This window comes from Candidatus Chryseobacterium colombiense (assembly GCA_029203185.1).
GTDB lineage: Bacteria > Bacteroidota > Bacteroidia > Flavobacteriales > Weeksellaceae > Chryseobacterium > Chryseobacterium colombiense.
This window is the reverse complement of record CP119310.1, coordinates 1772040-1793718: the sequence shown is the minus strand read 5'-3', so window position 1 is coordinate 1793718 and position 21679 is coordinate 1772040. Positions and strand designations below refer to the sequence as shown.

21 protein-coding genes are annotated in these 21679 nt (G+C 35.2%); 10 read left to right on the top strand and 11 right to left on the bottom strand.

Annotation, left to right across the window (positions count from 1 at the left end):
* The first annotated feature begins 48 nt into the window (after positions 1 to 48).
* The gene (gene murF, locus P0Y62_07900; GenBank protein WEK71477.1) at positions 49 to 1320 is read left to right on the top strand and encodes a UDP-N-acetylmuramoyl-tripeptide--D-alanyl-D-alanine ligase; all 1272 of its coding nucleotides are present in this window, start codon (positions 49 to 51) and stop codon (positions 1318 to 1320) included.
* A 70-nt stretch (positions 1321 to 1390) separates the two neighbouring features.
* Here murF and P0Y62_07895 read toward each other — a convergent pair whose 3' ends face one another.
* Positions 1391 to 1999, bottom strand: coding sequence for an NUDIX domain-containing protein (locus tag P0Y62_07895; GenBank protein ID WEK71476.1), 609 nt, complete (start codon positions 1997 to 1999; stop codon positions 1391 to 1393).
* 36 nt (positions 2000 to 2035) lie between these two features.
* Between P0Y62_07895 and P0Y62_07890 the strand changes: the two genes are divergently transcribed.
* Positions 2036 to 2425, top strand: coding sequence for an SRPBCC family protein (locus P0Y62_07890; GenBank protein ID WEK71475.1), 390 nt, complete (start codon positions 2036 to 2038; stop codon positions 2423 to 2425).
* 30 nt (positions 2426 to 2455) lie between these two features.
* Here the strand turns inward: P0Y62_07890 and P0Y62_07885 are convergent, their stop codons facing one another.
* Genes P0Y62_07885 through P0Y62_07875 form a run of 3 tightly spaced genes read right to left on the bottom strand, consistent with a single transcriptional unit; the run spans position 2456 to position 5437 of the window.
* Positions 2456 to 3499 (bottom strand): anhydro-N-acetylmuramic acid kinase, encoded by a 1044-nt coding sequence (locus tag P0Y62_07885; protein ID WEK71474.1) that lies wholly within the window; start codon positions 3497 to 3499, stop codon positions 2456 to 2458.
* Between the two features lie 9 nt (positions 3500 to 3508).
* The gene (gene lptC, locus P0Y62_07880) at positions 3509 to 4099 is read right to left on the bottom strand and encodes an LPS export ABC transporter periplasmic protein LptC (protein ID WEK71473.1); all 591 of its coding nucleotides are present in this window, start codon (positions 4097 to 4099) and stop codon (positions 3509 to 3511) included.
* 3 nt (positions 4100 to 4102) lie between these two features.
* Complete coding sequence (locus tag P0Y62_07875) at positions 4103 to 5437, bottom strand: hypothetical protein (GenBank protein ID WEK71472.1); 1335 nt, start codon at positions 5435 to 5437, stop codon at positions 4103 to 4105.
* A 237-nt stretch (positions 5438 to 5674) separates the two neighbouring features.
* On the opposite strand from P0Y62_07875, the gene P0Y62_07870 reads away from it, so the two are divergent.
* From P0Y62_07870 to P0Y62_07845, 6 genes are all read left to right on the top strand, one after another.
* On the top strand, positions 5675 to 6793 hold the full coding sequence (locus P0Y62_07870; GenBank protein ID WEK71471.1) for a DNA polymerase III subunit delta': 1119 nt from the start codon (positions 5675 to 5677) through the stop codon (positions 6791 to 6793).
* A gap of 271 nt (positions 6794 to 7064) precedes the next feature.
* A complete protein-coding gene (locus tag P0Y62_07865; protein WEK71470.1) occupies positions 7065 to 7691 on the top strand; it encodes a TetR/AcrR family transcriptional regulator in 627 nt (208 codons plus the stop codon).
* Positions 7675 to 8991, top strand: coding sequence for a TolC family protein (locus P0Y62_07860; protein WEK71469.1), 1317 nt, complete (start codon positions 7675 to 7677; stop codon positions 8989 to 8991). Before P0Y62_07865 ends, P0Y62_07860 begins: the two co-directional genes overlap by 17 nt.
* 18 nt (positions 8992 to 9009) lie before the next feature.
* Positions 9010 to 10113 (top strand): HlyD family secretion protein, encoded by a 1104-nt coding sequence (locus tag P0Y62_07855; protein WEK71468.1) that lies wholly within the window; start codon positions 9010 to 9012, stop codon positions 10111 to 10113.
* Between the two features lie 190 nt (positions 10114 to 10303).
* Positions 10304 to 11878 carry a DHA2 family efflux MFS transporter permease subunit gene (locus P0Y62_07850; GenBank protein ID WEK71467.1) on the top strand — a complete coding sequence of 525 codons (1575 nt, stop codon included), beginning with the start codon at positions 10304 to 10306 and terminating at the stop codon, positions 11876 to 11878.
* 169 nt (positions 11879 to 12047) lie between these two features.
* Entirely contained in the window at positions 12048 to 12947 is a 900-nt protein-coding gene (locus tag P0Y62_07845; protein WEK71466.1) for an EamA family transporter, read from the top strand.
* 96 nt (positions 12948 to 13043) lie between these two features.
* Here the strand turns inward: P0Y62_07845 and P0Y62_07840 are convergent, their stop codons facing one another.
* Both P0Y62_07840 and P0Y62_07835 read right to left on the bottom strand, forming a co-directional pair.
* A complete protein-coding gene (locus tag P0Y62_07840; protein WEK71465.1) occupies positions 13044 to 14060 on the bottom strand; it encodes a TQO small subunit DoxD in 1017 nt (338 codons plus the stop codon).
* A 50-nt stretch (positions 14061 to 14110) separates the two neighbouring features.
* Positions 14111 to 14488: a hypothetical protein gene (locus tag P0Y62_07835; GenBank protein ID WEK71464.1), complete on the bottom strand. Its 378-nt coding sequence runs from the start codon at positions 14486 to 14488 to the stop codon at positions 14111 to 14113.
* Positions 14489 to 14619: 131 nt separating this feature from the next.
* Between P0Y62_07835 and P0Y62_07830 the strand changes: the two genes are divergently transcribed.
* On the top strand, positions 14620 to 15171 hold the full coding sequence (locus P0Y62_07830; protein WEK71463.1) for a DNA-3-methyladenine glycosylase I: 552 nt from the start codon (positions 14620 to 14622) through the stop codon (positions 15169 to 15171).
* A gap of 597 nt (positions 15172 to 15768) precedes the next feature.
* On the opposite strand, the gene P0Y62_07825 is transcribed toward P0Y62_07830, so the two are convergent.
* Positions 15769 to 17355, bottom strand: a complete 1587-nt coding sequence (locus tag P0Y62_07825) for a patatin-like phospholipase family protein (protein WEK71462.1) — start codon at positions 17353 to 17355, stop codon at positions 15769 to 15771.
* Between the two features lie 204 nt (positions 17356 to 17559).
* The gene (locus tag P0Y62_07820; GenBank protein WEK71461.1) at positions 17560 to 18459 is read right to left on the bottom strand and encodes a CorA family divalent cation transporter; all 900 of its coding nucleotides are present in this window, start codon (positions 18457 to 18459) and stop codon (positions 17560 to 17562) included.
* A 72-nt stretch (positions 18460 to 18531) separates the two neighbouring features.
* On the opposite strand from P0Y62_07820, the gene P0Y62_07815 reads away from it, so the two are divergent.
* Positions 18532 to 19554 carry a ketoacyl-ACP synthase III gene (locus P0Y62_07815; GenBank protein ID WEK71460.1) on the top strand — a complete coding sequence of 341 codons (1023 nt, stop codon included), beginning with the start codon at positions 18532 to 18534 and terminating at the stop codon, positions 19552 to 19554.
* Positions 19555 to 19618: 64 nt separating this feature from the next.
* Here the strand turns inward: P0Y62_07815 and P0Y62_07810 are convergent, their stop codons facing one another.
* The 3 genes from P0Y62_07810 to P0Y62_07800 all read right to left on the bottom strand — a co-directional run bounded on the left by P0Y62_07810 (position 19619) and on the right by P0Y62_07800 (position 21483).
* On the bottom strand, positions 19619 to 20782 hold the full coding sequence (locus P0Y62_07810; protein ID WEK71459.1) for a thioredoxin family protein: 1164 nt from the start codon (positions 20780 to 20782) through the stop codon (positions 19619 to 19621).
* 174 nt (positions 20783 to 20956) lie between these two features.
* A complete protein-coding gene (locus tag P0Y62_07805) occupies positions 20957 to 21175 on the bottom strand; it encodes a hypothetical protein (protein ID WEK71458.1) in 219 nt (72 codons plus the stop codon).
* Between the two features lie 140 nt (positions 21176 to 21315).
* Positions 21316 to 21483: a hypothetical protein gene (locus P0Y62_07800; protein WEK71457.1), complete on the bottom strand. Its 168-nt coding sequence runs from the start codon at positions 21481 to 21483 to the stop codon at positions 21316 to 21318.
* Positions 21484 to 21679 lie beyond the last annotated feature (196 nt).

Here is a 21679-nt window from a genome sequence, read left to right as displayed (position 1 = left end):
TTTTCAAAAACCTTCCAAAATTTTGGAAGGTTTTTTTATTTTTGATGTATGAATGTAGAACAATTTTATCCTTTATTTTTAAGATCTGAAAAAGCAATTATTGACAGCAGAAAAATAGGAAAGAATGATATTTTCTTTGCTTTTTCAGGAGAAAATTTCAATGCAGCAACTATTGCAGAAAAAGCTATTGATGAAGGAGCTTTGGCAGTTATTGTAGAACAAAAGGATTTTGAAAATAAAGACCGAAATATTTTTTATGTTCCATCAACATTAGAGTTTTTGCAGGAACTGGCAATCTATCATAGAAATCAATTACAGATCCCGATTATAGGTCTTACAGGAAGTAATGGCAAAACAACAACCAAAGAAATCATTCATGCAGTTCTTTCAGAGAAATTCAATGTTCAGTATACTCTTGGGAATTTAAATAATCATATTGGCGTTCCGCTGACTATTCTCTCGATTAAACCTGAACATGAAATGGCAGTAATCGAAATGGGAGCCAATCATCAAAAGGAAATCGAGCTTCTATGTTCAATTTCACAACCTAATTTCGGGTATATTACCAATTTTGGGAAAGCGCATCTGGAAGGCTTCGGAGGTTTTGAAGGGGTGATTAAAGGGAAGTCTGAATTGTATGATTATCTTAAAAATCATCAGCAAACCATTGTTGTTAATGAAAATGATCCTATTCAGGTAGAAAAAACAGAGAACTATTCACCTAAAATTACTTTTGGAAAAGATAGTTCAGATTATGCGTTTACATTATTTTCTGAAGAACATTTTGTAGGTTTAATCTACAACAGTGAAAAAGCAGTTTCAAAGCTTACAGGAGAATATAATTTTACCAACCTTTGTGCTGCAGCAAGTTTAGGTCTTCATTTTGGTATTAGTTTTCCTCAAATTAGACAAGCAATAGAAAACTATACACCCACGAATATGCGTTCTCAGATCGTTAAAAAAGACGGCAGAACGTTGGTGCTGGATACCTATAATGCCAATCCAAGTTCAATGATGGCTTCACTGCAGAACTTCATTACTTTTGAAGGTACAAAAACAATTATTATTGGCGATATGCTGGAGCTGGGAGAGGAGAGTGAGAAAGAACATCAGAATATTCTTGATTTGGCTCAGAAATTAGGGTTTAATGAAATTATTACGGTAGGAAAAAACTTCAGGCAGATTAATTCGTCTATGGGTTCTTTCGAAAATACTTTAGAATTGATTGAATATTTAAAGCTGCATAAAATCCAATCCGAAAATATCCTATTAAAAGGTTCAAGAGGTATTGCACTGGAAAAATCTATAGATTTTATTTAAGATAAACTCCTGATATAAAAAAGTTCACATAAATTTCTTATGTGAACTTTTTATAATAAAGAGTTTCTTGTTAAGCTTTTGTGCTCCCAAACTCTTTTATAATTAACTTAATATTTTTAAAAGTACTGGGGAAAACTTCCTCTTCAATCTGGGAAGTGTTTTTCCAGGCCACTTCGGTAATTCCTTCTTCTATCTGAGGTTTTGAGGTATCCTCTCCTTTGAAATTCATTTCAAACCAATGCGTACACTTCAATACTTTATCCCCGTTTCTTTCAATATAAATATGGTAAGTCGTATTAATAAACCGCACCAATTCTACACCCTTAAGACCGGTTTCTTCTTCAATTTCACGTACGGCAGATTCCTCACGGGATTCTCCTTTTTCCATTTTACCTTTTGGAAGATCCCACTTTCCAAGTCTTTTGATAAACAGAATCTTGCCATCAGTATCATTCACAATACCTCCTGCAGCTTCAATGATTCTGAAAAGATTCTGAAATTCAGTCCAGATTTTATCTATATTTTCTCCAAAAACATTCAATTCTTTTACAGATGTATTTTCAAGAAGATCAAGTGCGATCTCCAACGATGTGACGTTTTCATAATCAAGCACTTTTTCTAGATTTTCAGGTTGCTTGGATAGCAATAATTTTTTTTCGTTCACAAAAACTTTATACATTTGTAATAATTAAGAATTTAAATACAAAAATAAAAAATGAATTTAGAAGGACGAAAGATTATTGTCAATAAATCATCTAAAGAGTTGGTAGAACTCCTAAAATCTCCGGAAAATTATAAAGATTTTATGCCGGATGGTCTTCAAAAGTTTGAAACAAGAGAAGACGGATTTAAATTCGGATTACAAGGGATGCCGGAAATTGCTTTGAAAATTGATGAAGTTACTGACCAAAAAGCAGTTTTAAAATCTGCAAGCTCCAGCTTAGATTTTGCATTAACAGCAACTATAAATCCTATTAGCGAAAATCAGACTGAAGTGCAGATGCTGTTTGAAGGAAAATTCAATCCGTTTATTAAAATGATGGTGGAAAAACCTCTTCAGAACTTTATCAATACTTTAACAGATAAGATCGAAGCTTATAAATAAAAATAGAAAACCTTCAGAAATGAAGGTTTTTTATGCAAAAATTCCGGAGCTGTGATCGTTAGAACTGCCTGTTGCAGAGGAAAGGATATTGATTTCATCATTAAGTCTTAAAACGCCCATAAAAGCAAAGATTAATGCTTCTTTATATTCTGTCAGCTCTTTTGTAGGAATAATTATTTCAGTACGGGTTTTATCTCTGATTCTTTCAATCAGATATCGATTGAAGGTCCCGCCTCCGGTACATAGGACATTCTTTAATTGATTCTCATTCAAAACTCTGGAAATTTGTTGGGCTGCGTGTTCTGTAAAAGTAGCAAGAACATCAATAGCTTCAACATCTCTGAATAATGGAAAAATATTTTCATGGCACCATTCAATTCCTAGAGATTTTGGATGAGCCTTTTTATAAAATTCTAATGAATTGAGCTGAGATAATAAATCTTTATTGATTGTACCTGCTCTGGCAAGATCTCCATTTTCGTCAAAATCCTTGTTAAATTCTTGCGCAACTTTATTTAGGACAATATTAACCGGAGCAATATCAAAAGCAACTCTTTTATTATTTATTTTTAAAGAAATATTGGAAAAACCGCCAAGATTAAGGCAGGCGTCGTATTGTGAAAATAAAAGTTCGTCACCAATCGGAACCAGGGGAGCTCCATTTCCTTTCAGCAAAACGTCCTGACTTCTAAAATCATAGATTACGGGTAATCCAGTCTCTATTTTAATAGCTCTTCCATCTCCAATTTGCAGAGTAAATTTCTTTTGAGGCTGGTGAAAAACAGTATGACCGTGTGATGCAATTAAGTCTATTTGTTTAAGCTGATGTTTTTCAATAAATTTTTTTACGGTTTTTCCTAAATAAAAGCCATATTCCGAATTCAGTTTCAGCAGTTCTTCAGGTGAAAGATAGATCGAGTTTTTAAGCTGACTTTCTAATGCTTTTGGATAAGGTATTGTTTCAGCTTTTATGATGTCAAAATCCCATGAATTATGTTTTTCAAACTTTGCAAAACAAATATCCAAACCATCCAGGCTTGTTCCCGACATTAATCCGATAGCTTGAAAAATCATGATAGAGGGTTATTTTTGATTTTCGGAAAGTTTTTTAGAATTGATATCTCCGGAACTATTAAAGAAAGTATATTCTGAGAAATCATCTTTAGCGGTCATTCCTTTAGCTCCGACTAAAGTAGAGCCGTCTTCCATCGTTACAAAAACGGTGTCATGTGTATAAATTCTGTTTCTCTTCTGATCCCAGTAAATGCTTTGCATGGCAAATCTCTGGCCTTCATTGGTAGTAATCCTTACATTGCCCTTGGCTTCGTAGAACTTTTTATATTCAAAAATACGGGCATATTTTGCTGTGATCTTCCCCGGAGTTTTAGGTTTCTTTTTGTCGAAAAATTCGATATTGATTCCTCTTTTAGCTACGATATAAGGACTATCTATCAGTTCATATTTTTCAATGATAGGTGCAGTTGCTTTCAAAGTAACCATTCCTGAATCTCTCTGGATGATATGAGCGTTATTGATAATTTGTGATGGAAAGTTTTTATTGTTATTACCATTTCCTTTTGTGAGATCTTCTTCACAGGAAGTCATAATAAAAAATATAGCACAACTAAGAAGATATGCTATATTTTTAAATTTTATTTTTGAATTCAAATTCATTTTTTAGTTGTACAATGATTTTCTAAACCATTTATCCGCAAAATTGAATCCTATCTTGAAATTGATATAATTCTGATTGATCAAGTTGTTTTTTAATGTTCCTCTTTTTCCTAATTCTACTCCTACTTCAAGGCCACTCATTCTTGTAATACTGCTGTTTTTGAATGGGAGTAATACACCGCCGGAAATACCGAATTTATTAATACTGCTTCCATTAGGATCAAGTTCGCCCTGTCCGTTTATAGAAAGGTTTCCTTTCTCATAGAATGCTCCATATCTGTAAACAACTCTTGAGAAATAATTTCTGAAGTTATTATAATTAGGCAAATACCAACCTCCTACAGAAACCCTGTAAGAATCCTGGAATTGTTTTGTCTGACCAAAATATAAAGTTTGTTCCCCTTTTTTGTAATCTACCTGAGCAGATGCAAACCATTGGTTTTCGCTTCCATATCCTACTCCTAAAGAAGCCTGTAAAGGTAGAAGGTTTTTAGCACTTGATTGTTTTTGTTCAATAATGGTTTCGTAGCTTTTGGTTTCCATCGACGCATCTGTATAAAAATAAGTACTGTTTTTATAAGTGGTCGTCATATTGCTGGTATTTCCGAAAGTTGCAGTGGCTCCAATAGTTAACTTCTTATCTGTACTTGTATTAAGATGCTGATAATTTGCTCCTAAAGTGAAGTTAAAGTTTTTCACATTGGTAGTCGTTTCATATCCATTATATAGTTCAGCATTGGATGCAGAGAATTCATCTAAATCAGAAAGATTTCCGAAATAGTAATTGGCTCTTAAACCTAATGAGAATTCCTGAGCTACTTTATAAGCCAAAGCAATCTGGGCTGTATTTAATGTACCGCTACCTTTGAAATGGTTTGCATAAATAGCATCATTTACAATAGTCCCATCAGATAAAGTCTTGGTTTTAGTTTGTGTATAAAGAATATCATAGCTTTTCGAGCTGTATGGCTGATAAGATAATCCCATTTTTACCTTTGAAGACAAAGGAAATGCTAAAGAGATATTGGACAGATACGTAGAATGTTTGTTAGACTTTGTACTGTTGTAATCAGTTTTGAAATAATTGTTTTCGTTAGTTGCTTCAAGTTTAATACTTGTAAGTTCGAAGTTAGCGTTATTCGCAGGGTTTGCAAAGTTGAAGCTACTGGTGAAATCACTGACATAAGCTGTTGATATACCTCCCATTGAGGAAGTTTCAATCGTATTATCATATTTTACATCTCCAATTCCATACGTTGCATAAGGTGAGTTACCTAGATTTTGCGCCTGTAAGAAATATCCAACTGATATGAATGATAGTACAAAGATTTTTTTCATTCTATATTTTTAAAACAATGCGCAAATATCTTAAATATTAATGAATTGTAAAAATTATAAGAGGTTAAAGTTTGTTAAGGACGATGTGTAGCATAAACTAGGTGAATTGTTAGGGAGGTAATTCACTTTATTGTCAATTATGAAAACAGTTTTTAGAATAAAAACGGATAATTGGTTTTTTGGCTTTTCAATGGTCATAATGGCATCCGGAAAACTAAATTTTTTTATCTTTGAGCCATGAATTGGGAGAACATTGCCGGACAAGGAAATCTTAAAAAACTTCTTAAAGACAGTATTGCCGAAAACAGAGTAAGCCACGCCCAACTTTTCGTAGGAAAAGAAGGATATGGTACCTTGCCTATGGTTTTAGCATACGCAAAAGAAGTTTTGAGCCGGGAAAATGAGCATGCTGCTTCAAAAGTAGAGCATTTGAATCATTTGGATTTACATTTTAGTTTTCCCGTTTTTACGGACAATAAAAATTCTTTAAGTAAAAATAAATTTGAAGAGTTCCGAGAAATGATTCTCAATTCTCCTTATTCAAGCTATGATGACTGGACGGCTTTTCTTGAGTCTGAAAATAAGCAGCTATTCATTTCGGCAGATGAAATAGACGATCAAAACCAAAAGTTCTCCCTTAAAAGTTTTGAAGGCGGAACCAAAATCCTGATTGTGTGGAGAGCCGATAAAATGAATGTAGCCGCTTCCAACAAATTTCTTAAATTCCTGGAAGAGCCTCCTGCAAAAACTGTTATTTTACTAACCGCAGAATCTTCCAACGATATTCTTCCCACCATTCTTTCAAGGACGCAGATTGTGGAAGTTCCCAGAATTAATGATGAAGATATTCAGGCATATTTGAAAACTAATTTTAATGTTTCAGATGAAAAAATAAAAGAGATTGTTCATGAAGCTCAGGGAGATCTTAACGATGCTCTAAAGCTTTTGGAATCCGGAAACAAGAACGAAGAATTTGAAAAACTTTTTGTACAATGGGTTCGTGATGCTTTTATGGTGAAAAAGAAACCGGAATTTCTGAGAAGTATCATCATTTGGTCACGTGAAATTGCCGGATGGAACAGGGAGAAGCAGAAAAACTTTTTAAATTACTGTTCGGAAATTTTCAGATTGGCTTTGCTACAAAATTATCAGTCAGAAGATTTGGTATACAAAAAAATAAATTCCAATGGTTTCAATTGGAAAGGCTTTTCAAAATATATCAGTGGGGCCAATATCGAAAGCATTCTGGAAGAGATCAATACAGCTGATCTGCATCTTACAAGAAACGGAAATCCTAAAATAGTCTGGACAGATTTAGGAATAAAATTGTCAAGACATATACATAAAAACTCATAAATAAAATTCCGATTATGTATCGGAATTTTTCTTTTTGTCCTAAATTATCCTTTCTAAAGTCTGAATTAGGGAACTGTTTTGTCTTACAATTACATTCAAATACAAAATCTATAATCTTTATTTAATTTTTTAATAATATTTAATTATTTGATTTATAAATATTTATAATCTGTACTATTAACAAAAAATTAAATTTAAATTAAAAATCAATCAATCGTTTGATTTGTCAAAAAACGGTAGTATATTTGCAGCCTGAAAATAGAACATAGAAATGTTATCAAAAGAAGAAAATATATTATATGCTGCTGAAAAATTATTTGCAGAGTTGGGATTCGAAGGTACTTCTACCCGCGAGATTGCAAAAGCAGCAAATGTGAATATCTCTATGATTTCCTATTATTTTGGTTCAAAAGAAAAGCTTTATGAAAAATTAGTTGAATACAGAATGAGTGAAGGACAATTCTTTTCAAAAGACATCCTTGAAAGAACTGATATCAACGAATGGGAAAAAATAGAGAAAATTATAGACCAGTTTTCAGGTAAAGTGAGAAACCATAAATGTTTCTATAGAATCATGCAGAGAGAGCAGCTTCATACAAAAAATCCTCAGATTGTTGAGTTTCTGAAGCAGACCAAAATGGGATTCATAGCGATGTATTCTAAAATCCTGGAAAGTGGATTAGAAAAAGGAATTTTTACCAAAAACCCACCCATATATCTTTTGCACGCTACTGTAAGCGGAACTCTATTCTATGCATCCAATGCTAAAGAAATGTATAAGGAATTCCTGAACGATACGGAAGAAGAAGAAGTTTTTGATGAAAAATATTACACAGAACTTAATAAACATATTAAATATTTACTAAAAGACCTTTTAGGTTATGAAGAAAATAAATAACTCAGTCCTTGCATTAGCTCTATTCGTAGGGTTTGCAAACGCAAATGCTCAGGAGAAAAAAACACTTACTCTTGATGAAGCTGTGCAATTGGGAATCCAGAACAGTAAAAATCTGAAGATTGATGCTGCAAAGATTGAAGAAGCTACAGCAGACCTTTTGGAAGCAAAAAACAAACAATTACCGGAGCTGAAGGTTTCAGGAAGCTATATGTATCTTCCTAATAAGCCAAATGTGAATATTAAGCTTCCCGGACTTTCAGGAGGAGGAAGCAGCCCGGAAGTGCATCAGGTGCTTTACGGAACAGCTAACCTCAGCGTTCCTATCTACAGCGGAGGAAGAATTAAATACGGAATTCAGTCTGCAAAGTATTTGGTGGAAGCCTCAAAACTGAACACTGAAAATGACAAAACGGCAATTGCTTATAACGTTGCTCAGGCCTATAATAATTTATTTAAAGCCAATCAGTCTATTAAAGTTTTAGAAGAAAACCTTACTGCTTCTCAAAAAAGAGACGAAACTTTCCTTAAGCTTGAAAATAATGGAGTTATTGCAAGAAATGACCGTTTAAAGGCCAACCTGCAGACTTCAAATATAGAGTTGCAATTATTGGAAGCCAAAAATAATTACAATATTGCCAATATCAATATGGATTTATTGTTGGGACTTCCAGAAACTACAGAAATTGAAGTAGATCAAAATTATATAGAAGAAGGAGAGGACGTAAAACCTGTTGACTTCTATGTAAACGCAGCCAAAGAAAATCGTAAAGATCTTCAGGCTTTGGATAAGCAAAGACAGGCGGCTGCATTGGGAACAAAAGCAGCAAAAGCGGAAAACCTTCCTTCCATTGCATTTACAGGAGGATATGTTGCAGCAGATATTCCTAAGTTTTTAACAATTTACAATGCTGTAAATGTTGGGGTTGGAATTTCTTACAATTTATCAAATATCTGGAAAGAAAATTCTGCATACAAACAATCCAAAGCCAGAGAAATGCAGTTGTCTGCAACCAACGAATTGTTAAATGACAACATCAAGCTTGATGTAAACAGAGAATATCAGAATACAGATTACTCTAAAAAGAGGATCGCTGTTTTCGAAAAATCTGCGGAACAGGCTAATGAAAATTACAGAATCACAAAAAATAAATATGACAACGGTTTGGCAACCATGACGGAATTACTGGATGCAGATGCAGCTCAGATTGAGGCAAATGTGGGAGTAATCAATGCGAAGGCAGACGCAGCGTTGGCATACAGAAAACTATTGCAAACTACAGGAACTTTAACAATTAAATAATTAAGAACTATACCAACAATGGAAAATAATAATACACAAGCGGCTGAACCTAAAAAGAAAAAAAGTTTAGTTTTCCCAATCATCTTGGCGGTTGTTTTAATCGGTGGAGGAATCTACGGTTATAAAACGTATTCTTACGGGCAGGTTCATGAAGAAACTGATGATGCTCAGATCGCTTCAAACTTGGCACCTGTAATTTCTAAAATTTCAGGATATGTAACAGAAGTTAAAGTAAAAGATAACCAATTCGTAAAGAAAGGAGATACATTGGTTATTTTGGATAACAGAGATCAGAAAATGGCTCTTGAACAGGCTCAGGCAGCTTTGACAACTGCAAAAAGCAATATTGCAAACGCAGAAGCTACCACTACAGCAACCTCTAAAAACATTAATACTTCAGAAGCTGCGGTAACGACTGCAAACGCACAGATTGAAGCAGCTAAAGTAAATGTTTGGAAAACAGGCCAGGATTTAAAAAGATATTCAGTATTGGTAAAAGACCATTCTATTACAGAACAGCAATATGAGCAGGCTTTAGCGGCAAAACAATCTGCTGACAGACAGTTACAGGTTTTAATTGACCAGAAAAACCAAATTGCTCAGCAAACTAATGTTGCATCTTCTCAAACGGCAGCGAGTTCTCAACAAATCAGTGTTGCAGGATCTGTTGCAAAACAGAGAGAAGTAGATGTAGAAAATGCAAAACTAAACTTATCTTATACAGTAATCCTTGCTCCTGAAGACGGATATGTTGGAAAAGTTCCGATTCAGGCAGGACAATATTTACAGGCAGGTTCTCAGTTATTTGCTTTGGTTAAAAACGATCAGAAATGGGTAGTGGCCAATTTCAAGGAAACTCAGGTTGATAAAATGGTGGAAGGCCAGAAAGTAAAAATTGAAATCGATGCTTTCCCTGGAAAAGAATTTGAAGGAGTAGTAAGCTCATTCTCTCCTGCAACAGGAGCTACGTTCTCTATTCTGCCTCCGGATAACGCAAGTGGTAACTTCGTAAAAGTAGTGCAGAGACTTCCTGTAAAAATTGACTTTGTAAATCTTGATAAAGACATTGCAAAAAGATTGAGAACAGGAATGAACGTGAAAGCAGAAGTTTCGTTGAAATAATATATAAGTGAATTGTCAATTTTGCGGAGGCAGGTCAATGATGAATATGAAATGAAGTCGTAAATTGAAATGCAGTTGAGATGGGTTTTATAAGAAGAGGTCAGTGATGCAGCGTGAAATGAAGTAGTAAAATTGACAACAAAGTAGACTGACCATTGACAATTCACTTTTTTACATCGTTAAAATAACTATGCAAGATTCATTAGTAGAATACGGTGCCCGAAGAGTAATCATTACGATTACAGCGATTCTTTGTGCACTACTGGAAATTGTGGACTCCACGATTGTGAACGTTGCCCTCAATGAAATGAAGGGAAATCTGGGAGCTACACTTTCTGAAGTAGGTTGGGTAATTACGGCTTATGCCATAGGTAACGTAATTATTGTACCAATGACGAGCTGGCTTTCCCAGCAGTTCGGGCGAAGAAATTATTTTGCTGCTTCCATTATCATCTTTACCATCTTTTCATTCCTATGTGGGAATGCAACAAATATTTGGGAACTGGTATTTTTCAGATTGATGCAGGGAATAGGAGGGGGAGCTCTTCTGGTAACTTCTCAAACGATCATTACGGAATCTTATCCGGTTGAAAAAAGAAGTATGGCTCAGGCTATTTATGGTTTAGGAGTAATTATCGGCCCAACTTTGGGTCCACCTCTTGGAGGATATATCGTTGATAACTTCAGCTGGCCATATATTTTCTACATTAATATTCCTATCGGGATTGCTGCGACTTTAATGACGCTTCAGTTTGTGAAAAGTCCTAAATATGCAGAAAAACGTAAAGCTTCGGATGTTGACTGGATAGGAATTGGTTTATTGGCAATTACCGTTGGATCGTTACAGTATATTCTGGAAAGAGGTCATGAGGAAGACTGGTTTGCAAGTGGATGGATTGTAACGTTCACCATATCTGCAGTATTAGGATTTATCTTATTCATCTGGAGGGAGCTTACGTTCAAATATCCGATTGTAGAGCTCAGGGTTTTAAAGAACAGTAATCTGAGGATCGGTACCGTCATGTCCTTTGTATTAGGATTCGGTTTGTATGGCTCTACCTTTATTGTTCCGTTGTATACCCAGAGTATTTTGGGATGGACGGCGCTTCAGTCGGGAGCTTTGATGATTCCTGCTGCATTGACTACCGCCTTTATGATGCCTATCATTGGTAGATTGTTATCCAAAGGTGCCAAACAACAGATTCTTGTTTCTTTAGGATTATTTATATTCTTTATTTACAGTTTCTGGGGATATAAAATTCTGACTCCCGATACCAGTAAAGATGCTTTCTTCTGGATGTTGATTGTAAGAGGAGCTGGTCTGGGACTTTTATTTATTCCGATTACTTCATTGTCTTTAAGTACACTGAAAGGTCAGGAAATTGGTCAGGGAGCGGCTTTCACAGGGATGATGAGACAGCTTGGAGGATCTTTCGGGATCGCAGCCATTACCACATTCATTGCCAATGCAAGCCAGAAATACAGGGTAAATCTGCTCACTCATTTGGACTCCACAGACTTTGATGTTCAGCAGAGAGTAAATGCATTGAAAGCAAGTTTTGTAGCCAAAGGAATGACTCCCGATGCAGCATTGAACGCTGCGTATAAAATGCTTGATTTATCGGTAACGAAACAGGCGACGGTACTCTCTTATATGGATGTATTCCTTTATTTAGGAGTGATATTCCTGATCTGTATTCCGTTTATCCTTTTCATTAAAGAAAGAAAGAGCAAAGAAAAAATAGATTTAAGTGGCGTACACTAAATCGTATTTACATTAATAAAAACCCTCTGAACACTTACAATTCAGAGGGTTTTTGTTTATATACTATTTAAAGCAAAATATTTCACATGATGAATGACTTGAATATGTAGATATCTAATAAAGGCCTATCTTTGACTCTTTTTTAGATCAATAAAAATTTTAATTTCACTTGAATCACCTTAAATATTATTTAGCCGCCATTTTTGCCTTTGCAACCTGGGGAACTTTTAGTCTCGTTCTGAGACCATTGCACGCTTATGCTTCTTTGGATATTTTGTTTTACAGAGTATTTAGCTGCGCCATTATTATGACTTTGGTAACAGTACTTTTCAGAAGACTGAAACTGAAGGAGAATTTGAAATATTTTACAAATCTTGATAAAAAGAGTAAACAGAAAATCATCGGTTTAAATATTCTGAGCAGTATCTTACTCACGGCAAATTGGTTTTCTTTTATTTATGTGATGAACCATGTAAGTGTAAGAGCGACTTCGGTGGCTTATCTGGTGTGCCCTATTATTACAACTATTCTTGCATTTTTTATTCTGCGTGAAAAGCTCACTAAACTCCAATGGCTGTCTGTTTTTCTGAGTGGAGTAGGATGTATTCTATTATCTTACTCTAACCTTTTAGATATGCTGTACAGCAGCATTATTGGTTCTACCTACGCCTGTTATTTGATTACCCAAAGCGTCAATTCCAAGTTTGATAAATTCCTGGTTTTGAATTTTCACATGATCTTGGCTGCGCTCATTTTATTGCCGTTCTTTCCATCATATTCAGGACCGGTTCCTACTGATTTTAAATTCTATCTGTATGTTGAAATCATTGCCGTTATGTACACTATAGTACCGTTGCTTTTAAACTTGTACGCGATGTCCGGAATTGCTTCTTCAAAAGTAGGAATGATTCTCAATATCAATCCGATCATTGCATTTATTCTGGCGGGAGCGGTTTATCATGAAGCACTTGGAGGAATTCAGATTGTTGCTTATTCAATCATATTCCTGGCGGTGATTGTTTTTAATGCCAAAGAGATTTTCAGAATAAGGCAAGATGAGATGGCTTAAATAATATTCTCTGTTACTCATAATAAAATAAAAACCAAAGCAAAAACATTGCTTTGGTTTTATTTTTTATCAAAAAATCGGGCTTAAATTATACCGTTAATTAATCTGCGCTTTCCATTCAATTCCACTAATGTCAATCAGTTGTAAGGAATAAATGCTCTCTTTTTGCATGAGCAGATCATTTATATTGATTTTTAAATCAGCTTTAGAACCTAAAGGGATAATTAAGCTATGCTTTCCCGGTTTTACTTTGGCTACATAGTGATTTTTAATATTCTCTTTTGGAAACTCCGAAAGCTCTTTAATATTGAGTTCCTTTACCTTATTTCCGTGTTGATCTAAAATATAAATTCCAATGAGAAATGATCCATACACATCAACTCCTTCGGTACGCTGAACAGTAAAAGACAAACCGGAATTCTGCATTAAAACATTACTGATTTCGAGCTTGGGTTTCACAGACTTATTGTGTAGTGTTCCCCAGACTCCTCCATGAAAATATTGATTGGTAAAAAGAGTCAAACCGAAGATCATCACAGAGCCTATGAAAACAAATAGTTTTAGATTTGACAAAGGAAGAACCCCTGAATGCAACCACGGAAAATATTTCTTGTGAGTAAAGCTGAAGCTGTTTTTTAGTAAATAATAATCAACAGAATAAAAGCTGCTTCCGGTAAGGAAAAGGGTGAATCCGCCTGCAATTCCCAGTACACCGATCTGCCATTCATCAAGGCAGGTTGTTCCGATCCATCCGGAACCTAATAAAATTCCCATGGCAAGTGTGAAAACGCCTATGCTCATCAGTCGGGTAAATAATCCTAACATAATAAATAATCCAACGATCGCTTCAATAATAGTGAAAGCCATCATAGAATGTTGTAAAATATCGGGATGAGTGACAAGATATTCGATAACAGGTTTAATTCCTAAAGCATTCGGAAGGAAATGGTTAAACTTTTCTCCAATATACCCCGCTTTGTCTGGAATGAGTTTGTTTTCAAGGACGAGTCTGCGCCAAAAGGCTGAAAAGTAAGTCCAGCCAATGACAAGGCGGAGTGATAGCGTAAATAAACCAGCGGCATAATAACTCTGGCTTTTTGTATAATGATTCATGAAAGTATACTTGTTTAATAATTTGAATTAAAAGTGATTTGAGACAGGTCCTAAATCAGATCTAGCTTCAATCGTTTAAACAAAATATATTTTGGAGGGCTGTTTCCTGTAGTTGTTTTTGAATAGTTGGGAAGTTTTTTTTCTGTTTCCGGATTTTTTAAATACAGATTGATAGGAAAAGAAAAATCTGATTTTTGTACTTTTTTATCAGCTTTAAATGTTGATTCAGCTGAATAATTTTGAAAAGAAGTGTCACAGCTGGTGGTTGAAACAGCGGTTGTTTTTACCTTATTCAAAGTTTCGATGTGCTCAATATCAAAAATATTCAGCAAATCCCTTTTCACACTACAGGGCGATAATGAAAATACCAGAAGCAACAGGATAGTGACTGCTTTATATAAACCGTTATGTGATCTGGGGTGAGACATTATTACAAAACTAATCTTTTATTTTAATCTAATACAGTTTCAAAGTAAATTTGATATGAAAATGTAATCCTGACAAGCAGTTGTCAGTACTTACCATTATCTTTACAGTATAAAATGTAATTACAACGAAAATGAGTTATTGCTTAGCGATCGACAGAATGCAGCCTGAAAGCAGGAGAGAGCTTCACAAAAATTACCATGATAACCATTATGGATTCCCAATTCATGATGATAATGAATTGTTCGGAAGACTGATCATGGAGATCAATCAGGCTGGATTGAGCTGGGAGACGATCCTTAAAAAAGAAGAAAGCTTCAGAAAAGCGTACAGCAACTTTGACATCGAAAAAGTAGCCCATTATACAGAAGCTGACCGTGAAAGGCTTCTGAGCGATCCCGGAATTATCAGAAATAAATTAAAAGTGAATGCAGCCATAGAAAATGCAAAAACAATTGTCGGTTTGCAGGAAGAATTCTGTTCATTTGAAAAATGGCTGGAGCATCATCACCCGAAAACATTACCGGAATGGATGAAGCTTTTTAAGAAAACCTTTAAATTCACAGGCGGAGAAATTGTAAATGAATTTCTGATGAGCATCGGCTATCTGAAAGGTTCGCATGCAGAAAGCTGCCCTGTGTATCATACCGTTTTGAAACACCATCCTAAGTGGTTAACAGAATAGTTTCATTTCACCTTTGTCATTTTAAGGCTGTCGTGTGACCAATGTCATCTCGCTGATGTAATTTCACTCTTGTTATTTCGACGGCGGAGAAATCTTTTCATATAAAGCAGTGAGATGCTTCGATTCCCTCAGAATGACAGCTCTAAGCTTTTATTTTAATAGAGAAAAGTTTGTTCTGCCAATCATAAAAATAACTAACCTTTAAACTAACGTTACTCCAAGACATAGTGATGGGTTAGTGCAACACCTCAATAGCCTCGGCTCCAAAGTCTGGATACGCTCGGGTGTGATTCATCACTCTTGTTGATCTTACTCAACTTTGTAAATCTATAGTTTAGGAGGAATTTCATAAGACAAACTGAAAAACTTCCGGTACTGTCATTTCGACAGCGGAGAAATCTTTTGTATAAAACATGGATGCTTCGACTTCGTTCAGCATGACAGCTCTAATCTTTAGATCCGAGCGACTTCAATATCTTTAGATGGATTACTCCAACACCCTAAGACGCCCGGATGTATTCTCTGTGTTATTTCGACGATTTCCACAACATTGGCAGATGTTTTCGTCATATATTTAAAATTAAAAAAGTATCAGATTTATCCCACTGTCGGTGTGTCTTCCTCTTTCAGAATCTTCTTCTCTTTCATGGAGAGCATCATTCTTTCGTACTTATATTTTTCCCAGTCGAAGTTGCTGAGAAAATCTAAGGCAGCCTGGAAACCGCGATTGAAAAGCTCTTCTTTTTCCTCTTTTTTCATGAAGAAATTCAGCCAGCTGCTTGTTCCGCAATTGACGGTCTGAATGCTGAAAAGACGGTAGAAAGAGTGTTTGGTAAGAAACGTTTTATCATTAAACCCTTTTAGAGTACTAATGATATTTCCCGCATAAGAAAACGGTGATTTTAAAATCTCTTCGCTGGTTTTTCCTTTTTCGGAGGCAATGTCAGAATCGCTGGTCAGCTGTACTCCGAATAAGGGCATTCTTGGATAGAAGACATCGGTCGCATGAAAGAGGTCGATGGGAAAGTTGGAAATACTTCCGCCGTCAATAAAAACTCCTACAGAATAGATGTCTTCCTGTTTGGTGTTCATCCAGAATTTCCACGCATATTTTACCGAATCATCATCTTTATTAATACGTTTTTGCATGGGTTCAAAAAAGAATGGAACCGACATGGAAGCCCGAACGAATTCTGCGGGACTTATGTGTTTGAGCTCTTCTTCGGACCAATACAGATTGGCCATGGTAGGAAGCTCAACTTTTATTTTGGCATTGATATCTGTAGTAACAATAACGTATTCGGATTTTAGCTGATAAAAAGGATTGTTTTTATAATAGTCATTGTTAACCGAACTTTCATAGAATATTTTATACCGGGTAGAATCAATATGTTCTAAGTTTTTCTCTTTGATGCTTTCAATACTTTGCAAAGCTTTATTATAGTATTCCTGGCCGTTGCCATAGCGGTAATGCAGGCCAAGTTCATCCTCTTTTTGAATAAATTTTTTATTAAGCTCTGCTACGGTTTTTATTCCAAAGCTGTTGAGAACCTGTTTCATTTGGCTTAGGAAAGCATTTCCCGGATTGAAGCCGCTATTTTGTTTCTTAAAATCACGATACAATTTATTCAAACAAATCAGAGCAATAAGTATGGGGATCAAAGGAATCAGAAAAAGCAGTTTAGCCCGTAAGGTAGTTTCTGACGGTACAGCAAAAGGAATAATGACAAGAATAAGCATGAGAATGACAGCTAACACTGCATTTATTTTAATGAAATTCTTGTTATTCAGCATCGCATGGATGGTGGTCTTTACATAGGGTTTTCCATCCATAAAATCTGCAAAATTCCAGTTGAAAAGAATGTCTTTTATAACTTCACTTTTGGCCTCTTCTTTAGTTTTACAGGCTGCAATAAGCATTGTATTAATAGCTCCTGCGCTGGTTCCTGCGATTTTCAGGAAACGGATCCCAAAAATTTCAAGACCATACAGATAGCCCACCAGTGCACTTCCCCAGACTCCGCCTCCTTCCTGAACAAACTCTATATATTGATTTCCATTGACATCCAAAAGATCAGAAAACTCTTTGTTGGAAATCTTATCATACAATGAAGCAAGCTTTTCTTTGGAATCTTTGGAAAGGATATCTTCTTCAAGGATGTTGTTTAACTGTTCAGGTTTCATGGTTTGGTGTTTTATGAAATAGTATTCAAAGATAGACTGTCATTCTGAATGAAAGGGACTGAAATGAAGAATCTTTAAAACATTTATGAGATTCCTCCTTTGTCGGAATGACAGTTAAAATATTATGTTTTTTGTTGTATCATTCAAAACTAATTATATTTAAAATATTTAACCCCAGTGTTTTCACGATTTTTTACAGTGAAACTACCATTGCTTGCGCCTTGCATAGATAAATGTGCAGATAACAACCAAGACCATTACTCCTAATGTAATATAATACCCATATTTATGGCGTAGTTCCGGCATATTTTCGAAGTTCATTCCGTATAAACCGGCAATAAAGGTAATGGGTAGAAAGTAGACTGAATAGATTGCCAGAACTTTCATGACCTGATTGGCTTTTTGATCTGAAAGCGCCAGAAACATAGAAATAAGATTGGTAATCTGGATATTTAAATGGTCAAAATCGGCTACAACATCTTTATGTTTATCTTTTAAATCCACTACTTCAGAATCCTGAAGATTCAGAAGCTTAAATTTATCAATCGCATCCGTAGAAATAGTCAGAACCCTTGAATTCAGTCCGGATTTTCTTTTTAATTTATAGAGTCTTCTGATCTGATTGGTATGGTTGGTGTTTTTAAGAAAAATTTCATTTTCAATATTATCCATGGTTTCCATCAGACTTACCGATTCATCATCAAAGCTTTTCATGATCAGTAAAGCAATCATTAAAGCAATTTTGTCAGAAGTAGTATTGCCCTCTGCGGAAGAAAGCTCTTTTTTGGTATGAACAATACTTTTGGTCTTCATCCTGTGAATGGTAATGATGGTATGATTGATCAGGAAAATCCCGATTTTGGTGCTTATATCACTTATTGTATTGAGTGTTTTTCTTTCAAGTTCCGTACTTTCCCGGAGAAGAAAAAACTTTACATTTCCGTCTTCTTCATATTTCGGTAGGTGGTTCGGATCTAAGGTATCTTCTAACAATAGATTGTTGATTTCATACCTTTCATGAAGAAATTTTAAGTCTTCTTCGGTAGGAGCTTCCACATCTACCCATTCGCAGTGGGAATCTCTATATATGGTGTTAATTGGCATAAGTAAAAATAGTAATATTTTGAAATCCTATGTATTAAATAAATTTTATCTTTGCCAAAATTAAAAAACTATATGATTAAAAGTACAATAAAAGGGATTGGATTTTATGTTCCGGACAACGTTGTTACGAATGATGATCTAGCAAAATTAATGACGACCAATGATGAGTGGATTACGGAGAGGACGGGAATCAAAGAAAGAAGACACAGAAAAAACAGAAATGACAGTCAGGAGACCACTGCATATTTAGGTTTTAAAGCTTCAAAGAAAGCGCTTAAAAATGCAGGTCTGACCGCTAAAGATATCGACTATATTATTTTTGCAACCCTTTCTCCGGATTATTATTTTCCGGGATGTGGGGTGCTGTTGCAGGATATGTTAGGTTGTGATACAATCGGAGCATTGGACGTAAGAAATCAATGTTCAGGTTTTGTCTATGCTATGAGTGTTGCCAATGCTTTCATTAAGTCGAATACCTATAAAAATATCCTGGTGGTTGGTGCTGAAATTCATTCTTTCGGATTAGATTTTTCTGATGAGGGAAGAGGGGTTTCCGTAATTTTTGGAGATGGAGCAGGAGCAATCGTACTTTCTGCTACGGAAGATGAAAATGCGGGAGATATTTTGTCGTTCAATATGCATTCTGAAGGGAAATATGCCGATGAGCTGTGTACTCAGTTCCCGGGTTCTAAATTCGGATGGAGCGACAGAATGAGAAAAGAGCCGGAAAATGTGACGAATAAAGAGGTATATCCTATTATGAACGGAAACTTTGTATTTAAACATGCTGTAACAAGATTTCCTGAAACGATGCAGGAGGCCCTGGAAAAAGCAGGAAAGACGATAGAAGATCTGGATATGTTTATTCCGCATCAAGCGAATTTAAGAATTGCTCAGTTTGTTCAGCAGAAATTTGGATTACCGGATGAAAAAATCCATAACAATATCCAGAAATACGGGAACACAACGGCTGCTTCAATTCCTATTGCTTTAAGTGAAGCTATAGAAGAGGGGAAGATCAAAAGGGGAGATTTGGTTCTTCTTTCAGCCTTTGGAAGTGGATTTACATGGGGTAGCGTTTTATTTGAATATTAATTACAATAAATCAATAAAAAAAGCCGAAGATATTCTTCGGCTTTTTTATTATAATTTTCTTTTACTACAAAAGAGTTTTTAACAGCTTTTCAGTATCTGTAGAATCCTGTCCTGTATTTTTTGCCAGTTCAATTGATCTTTCAGCCCACAATTTAGCATTCTTTTTGTCCCCTACTTTATTGTAAATGTTCGCTAAAGTATCTGTGTTGGCATAGTTTTCATTTTTCTTTACAGATTCATGAGCCCATGCTAATGCTTTTTGTAAAGAAGATTTGTTATTTACATTTTCAAAGAAATTCCATGCGATAGAGTTCAGTTCTTCTGAAGAGAGAGCCGAAGTGTCCTTGTAAAGTTCAAGCGTCAGTTTTTCGTATGTTGCAAAATCTTTATCTCTTAATGCTCTTCCCGCCTGTGTTCTTTTAAGGATTTTTTCAGCTTCTTCTTTTGGCATGAATTTCTGTGCTTCCGTCAGGAAATAATTATCATTCCAGGTTTTAGTCTCCTTATTATATGACTTTTTGAAAAGAGAACTGATTTTGATGTTCTTATCAATGGCGTCATATTTTTCAGCAGTAACAACTTTTACAATTTCAGCTTTTTTTGATTGAAACGTTTTATACAACGGACTGTCTGTTGTCTGAGCTCCAGAAAGCAGCATTTGTACATCATCTCTGTCTAATTCAGTTTTAGCAGCAAAATAACGCTCCAGTACTCTTCCTGCAAATTCGGCGTCGTTATAGATCGTAAGACCGGCAAGGTTTTTCAAAAACTCCGGATCTTTTTCTCCGTCCTCGAATTTTTGTTTCAAAGCGGTTAATCTTTTACTAGGATCTCCTGCATCTTTTGCAAACTGGATGAAGTCATTTTCTTCTACATATCCTAACGTTCTGTGGACTACTTCCCCGTTTCCGTCAACGAAAAGATAGGTCGGGAAAGCTTTTACATTATACTTCTTTGCAAGTTCGATTCCTTCTCCTTTTTCCATATCGATTTTTGTGCTTATGAAATGGCTGTTGTAATAGTCACCCACAGTCTGAAGCGGAAAGATATTTTTTACCATTAGCTTACAAGGTCCACACCAAGAAGCGTACGCATCTATAAATACAAGTTTATTTTCTTTCTTAGCTTTAGCTAAAACACTAGCGAAATTGCTTTCTTCAAATTTAATTCCCTGAGCAAATGCTAATGCTCCGATAAACAGGGAAGATAATATTGCTAACTTTTTCATTTAATTTTTTTTGACCGCTACAAATGTAATCATTAACAGCATTACATTATTTGATTATTTAAGAAATATTGTAAAGTATTTACGGAAAGGAGATTAATGAGGGAAAACAACAAGAAAATCCGCAATATATATTACGGATTTGTATCAATGTTTCCCAGTTCTGGGTAAGCTTTTTTATTTTTTTGGAGAAGTAAGGCTGTCCTTGGGAACTTTTGCCGATTCTTCTGGAGTTGTCTGTGAAGGTTCAGAATTTGCTACCGCGGAATCACCCATTCTGTTTCTTAAGGAATCTTTATCGTGGGCTGCTTTAAATTCTTCTCTGTTTTCTTTTTTGTCTGCACAGCTTCCTAAAAACAGTAAGCCTAGACCGGTTACGATCCATAGTTTTTTCATATGATTGCTTTTAATGTTGCTCAAATATAATAAAAAATAAGATGAGTGGAAATTCTGAATTCAGAGAAATTTAATTTAACGTAACAAAAAACTCAGGCGCGGAACGAAGTTCCGCGCCTGAGTTTTTTAAAGAGTAAACTTTATCTTGTTGCTGGTGGCAATGCGGTAGAATCTACCTTTACAGTGTCAACTTTTGCAGGTGATACAGATGCTGAATCTGAATTATTATTCTGCATAGTAGATTCTTTAGTTCCGCAACTCACGGTGAAAATTCCCAGCCCTATGGCTAGTAACAAAAACTTTTTCATATTATTTTATTTTGGGTGTAGATGATAAAGTTCAATTATTATTCCTGGATTGGATTGTAAAATATTAAATATCAATAAAATAGATTAAGGTTTGTTAAAACAAGATAAATGGTCTTATTTGATGCTTTATTCGTTGTATTCATAAAAAAGCCCCGAAACCGAAATTCCGAGGCTGTATTGACTAATGAGCAATAAT